The organism is Streptomyces sp. URMC 123 (assembly GCF_051386515.1).
Lineage (GTDB): Bacteria > Actinomycetota > Actinomycetes > Streptomycetales > Streptomycetaceae > Streptomyces.
Map to the genome: position 1 here is coordinate 1 of NZ_JBPQTV010000437.1, position 4,335 is coordinate 4,335.

Here is a 4,335-nt window from a genome sequence, read left to right on the forward strand (position 1 = left end):
CCACCGGACGCGCCCACCGCGGCCCCGCCCCCTCCGGCGCGACCAGCACCGCAGCGGACCCCCATGGGACGGCCGGGCCCACCCGGTATCCACCGCAACGACGCCGTGCGCGGCGGCCCGGCACGTCCGCGCCCCGCGCCGGGGCCGGCGGTGTCGGGCGGTCACGCGGCGGGAGTCCGCGACAGCGGGCGGTTCGTGCCTGCCGGTCGGGGTCGGCGAGGGGCCGGAGCGCGCACGCACGCGCGCCGTACGTCGGGCAGTCACGGCGTCGACGGGCCCCGCGCCGTCGCCCGAGGGTCGCCGCGATTTTCGGCGGCGGGCGGGAGGACGTCGTACGGCAGCGGCCGAGCAACGTGGGCCGGCAAACGGCTCCCGGGCGGGCTCGGGACTCCGGCCCTGCCCAGAGGCGCCGGCCGGCCCGACCGGCCGCTCTTCCCCGTGCCGCTGTGGGCCGGGCAATCGACCTGAGCGGCCCTGCGGCCGACGGGCCGCGACCCGGGCGCGACCGCACATGGGCACACCGCAGAGGGCCCGCCCTCATAGGGCCGAGAAGCTGTGCGCGAAGGGCGCCCGAGCCGGGAACGTGCTCCGGGGCCGGGGGCCCTGGCCCGGGCGGCCGCCGGAGTGCGGGCATCGCGCCGGGGCCGCCACGCGCGGCGGGCACCCGCGATCGGGGCCCGGAACGTCGGGGCGCGACACAACGCCGCCCGCGCGCGAAACGCGGGCAACCATGACGGAGGGCGGCCACCAGCGCGGTGGCCGCCCTCGCGTGCGGAAGACGTCGGGTCAGTGACCCTGTTCATCGCGGCGGCGCTGCCACCGCTGCTCGATGCGGTCCATCATCGACCGCCGCTGGCGCGCGGCCGGCCGGCGCGCCTGTGCCCCCGGCCCCCCTGCGACGGCCTGCCCCGGCTTCGGCGCCTTGCGCCAGCCGGTGACGGCGAGTACGGCACACCCCAGCATGACGAGGAACCCCACCACACTGATCCAGATCTGCTGCGCGACCATTCCGGCCATGAGGAGCGCGATACCCACCAGGAAGCCCGCGACCGCTTGGTAGACCCGTCGCCGGGTGTACGTGCGCAGCCCGCTTCCCTCAAGCGCTGTCGCGAACTTGGGATCTTCGGCGTACAGCGCTCGCTCCATCTGCTCGAGCATGCGCTGCTCGTGCTCCGAGAGCGGCACGGAGTCCTCCTACTCGTCGGTCGCGGGGGGCGACCGGGGTGCGACCCTTTCAGGATAGGCAGGGAATCGCCCCCGTGAAACCCGCCCCTCTGCGCCATTTCGCCAAACCGGGCCGCCACGGCGTTCAGGCGGTTGGGACGTAGATTCCCCGGCCCCCTGTCCGTCATGCCGGACCGTGTCCCCCGATCATACGGGGCAATGAGGCTGATCGGGTGGCCTGTGGACGAGGGGCCGCCCCCGCCGCGGGGGCCGCTGCCGGGCGGGCCGTCCCGGCCGCGACGCACGGGGCGCGCGGTGACCGGGTGGCGATCGGCGGCGGGCGGCGGTGGCGGGCGGCGCTCAGCCCGCGTCTCTTTCGGCCAGGACGTGGAGCTGGGTGGCCACGGAGTGGAACGCCGGCAGCTCGGCCGCGGCGGCCTCCAGCTTGAGCAGCGCGTCCAGGGCACCCGGCTCGGTGTCGACCAGCACGCCCGGCACCAGGTCGGCGAAGATCCGCACGCCGTGCGTGGCGCCGACCTCCAGGCCCGTGCCGGCCACCAGCTCGGTGAGCTGCTCGGCGGTGAAGCGGCGCGGCATGGGGTCGCCCTGGCCCCAGCGCCCGGCCGGGTCGGTGAGCGCGTGCCGGGCCTCTGTGAAGTGGCCCGCGAGCGCCCGGGAGAGCACCGCGCCGCCGAGGCCGGCGGCCAGCACGCTGAGGGTGCCGGCGGGGCGGAGCGCTGCCACGGCGTTGCGCACGCCCTCGGCGGGATCGTCCACGTACTCCAGGACCCCGTGGCAGAGCACCACGTCGTACGCGCCGCGGTCGACCACGTCGAACAGCCCGTGCGCGTCGCCCTGGACGCCGCGGACCCGGTCGGCCACCCCGGCCTCCGCGGCGCGGCGCTCCAGCGCGAACAGCGCGTTGGGGCTGGGGTCGACGACGGTGACCCGGTGGCCCAGCCGGGCGACGGGCACCGCGAACTGGCCGCTGCCGCCGCCGGCGTCGAGCACGTCGAGCACGCCCCGCGCGTCCTGGTTCAGGCCCTTGACCCGGCGGTCGAGGGCCTCTTTCAGGACGTCCCAGACCACGGCGGTGCGGATGGAGGCACGGGGGCGCAGCGGGTCTACGCCCTCTTCTCGGGACATGACGGGTGGCTCCTCGGCGCGATGCCGCCGCGCGCGGCGGGGCACAGACGGTTCACTTGGGCAGCCCCCACCCTAATGGGCGGCGGAGGGGCCGCAGGGCTGCCCCGCCAGCGGCGTCGGCCCGCTCCCGGGCCACCCGCCGTGCCGTCGGCCGCCCCGGGCCACCCCGGGCCACCCTCGGTCGCCCTCGGCCGCGTCACACGGGCGCCGGGCCGCTCACCCCGCGTCCCGCCGCCGGTCCTGGCGCTCGGCGGCGGGGCGCGGCTGGGGCAGCGCCGGCTGGAGCACCAGCATCCGCTCCACCAGGCGCAGAAACATCCCGGCGTCGCGCAGCAGGTCGTCCGCGTCGCGCGGGCCCGCGGCGCCGGCTATCCCCGCTTCGGCGCGGGCCCGGCGCCGCGCCCCGGAGGCGAACAGGGCGCTCCACTCGGACAGTTCGGGCGCGACCTCGGGCAGCACCTCCCAGGCGCTGCGGATGCGCTGGCGGCGGCGGGGGGAGGTCTCCGGCCGGCCGCGCACCGCGAGCACGGCCGCGGCGGTGCGCAGGGCGGCGAGATGGGCGGTGGCATAGCGCTCGTTCGGCGCGTCCAGCCCGGCCGCCTCCTCCAGCCCCTGGTGGGCCTGGGTCAGCAGATCGAGGGCGGCCGGCGGGGCGGCGGCGCGGCGCAGGACGGGGTGGACATCGGTCGACGGGCCGGTGGACACGGGGGCGCCCGTGGCGCGGCGGCGCGCCCGGTGTGCGGAGGGCGCGGCGCCGCCGTCAGGAGTGGTGGTCGAGCGGCGGGCGGACGTGCTGGCCATGACGAACCTCCTGTCGTCGCGGACGGCAGTGAGCCGTATGGACCCATCGTGGGGCACACCACTGACAATTACCCTGACCTGGGCTTTTCCCACCCGTCCCGGCCCAACTGGCCGCGTACGGCGGGCGGCTGGCCGCCTCCGTCCGCCGTACGCGCCCGGCGCCCGGCGGCCCGCTCCCCGGTTTTTGCGCTTCCTTTCCACCCCCACCACGCGTCCCGCGCACCCCATGGGGCATACTTTTTGCACTGACCAGTCAGTTCAAAAGGAGGGTTCGTGGACAGCACCCCGCACGGGGCGGCCGTCACGGCCGTGGGTCTCGGCCTCAAGGGCCCCCGCGGCTGGGCGTTCCAGGACATCGGCTTCCATGCCGAGCCGGGCTCGTTGATCGCCGTGGAGGGCACCTCGGGCACCGGCCGCACCTGTCTGCTGCTCGCTCTCACCGGACGTATGCGTGCCACCGCCGGCCACGCGGAGGTGGCGGGGCACCGGCTGCCCAAGCAGATGTCCGCCGTCCGGCAACTCTCCTCGCTCGGGCCGGTGCCCGGCGTGGCGGACCTGGACCCGGCGCTGACGGTCGCCGAGCACCTGCGGGAGCGCGCGCTGCTGGAGAGCCGGTTCGGCGACTCGCTGCGCGCCCTGCTGCGGCCCCGGAGCGAGCGCAAGGCGGAGAAGCGGCGCCGTATCGAGGCCGCGCTGGAGGGCGCCGGGCTGGACCTGGACACCCTGCCCAAGGGGCCGCGCACGTCCGTACGGGACCTGGAGCGCCTGGAGGTGCTGCGGCTGTCCGTGGCCCTGGCGCTGATCGGCCGGCCGCGCCTGCTGGGCGTCGACGACCTCGACCTCAAGCTGTCGGACGCCGAGCGCGAGCAGGCCTGGGAGCTGCTGCGCGATGTGGCGCGGACCGGCACGACCGTACTGGCGGTGTGCAGCGAGGCCCCCAAGGACGCGCTGGTGGTCTCGACCGGCGCCTCCCGCTCCAAGGCGGAGGTGGCGAAGGCGGAAGCGAAGAGGGTGAAGGCGGAAGCGGGGAAGGCGAAGCCGAAGCCGAAGGCCACCGAAACCGGCGAGGCCACGGCGAAGGACGCGTCCCCGAAGGCCAAGACCTCCGCGAAGGCCGATCTCACCAAGGCCCCCGCCGCACCGGAGGCCACGCCGAAGGCCACCGAGACCGGCGAGGCCACGGCGAAGGACGAGGCCCCCGCGAAGGACGAGGCCCTCGCGAAG

General features: G+C 76.5%; 4 protein-coding genes. 1 reads left to right on the forward strand and 3 read right to left on the reverse strand.

From position 1 onward, the window contains the following. Positions 1 to 786: 786 nt before the first annotated feature. The 3 genes from ACSNOD_RS28840 to ACSNOD_RS28850 all read right to left on the reverse strand — a co-directional run bounded on the left by ACSNOD_RS28840 (position 787) and on the right by ACSNOD_RS28850 (position 3,111). The gene (locus tag ACSNOD_RS28840; protein ID WP_436770018.1) at positions 787 to 1,185 is read right to left on the reverse strand and encodes a DUF3040 domain-containing protein; all 399 of its coding nucleotides are present in this window, start codon (positions 1,183 to 1,185) and stop codon (positions 787 to 789) included. Positions 1,186 to 1,524: 339 nt separating this feature from the next. Next, positions 1,525 to 2,310 (reverse strand): methyltransferase, encoded by a 786-nt coding sequence (locus ACSNOD_RS28845; RefSeq protein WP_436770019.1) that lies wholly within the window; start codon positions 2,308 to 2,310, stop codon positions 1,525 to 1,527. 216 nt (positions 2,311 to 2,526) lie between these two features. Beyond that, the gene (locus tag ACSNOD_RS28850) at positions 2,527 to 3,111 is read right to left on the reverse strand and encodes an SAV_6107 family HEPN domain-containing protein (protein ID WP_436770020.1); all 585 of its coding nucleotides are present in this window, start codon (positions 3,109 to 3,111) and stop codon (positions 2,527 to 2,529) included. Between the two features lie 273 nt (positions 3,112 to 3,384). On the opposite strand from ACSNOD_RS28850, the gene ACSNOD_RS28855 reads away from it, so the two are divergent. Further along, positions 3,385 to 4,335: ATP-binding cassette domain-containing protein (locus ACSNOD_RS28855; RefSeq protein ID WP_436770021.1), on the forward strand; the 951-nt coding region annotated here is incomplete at its 3' end.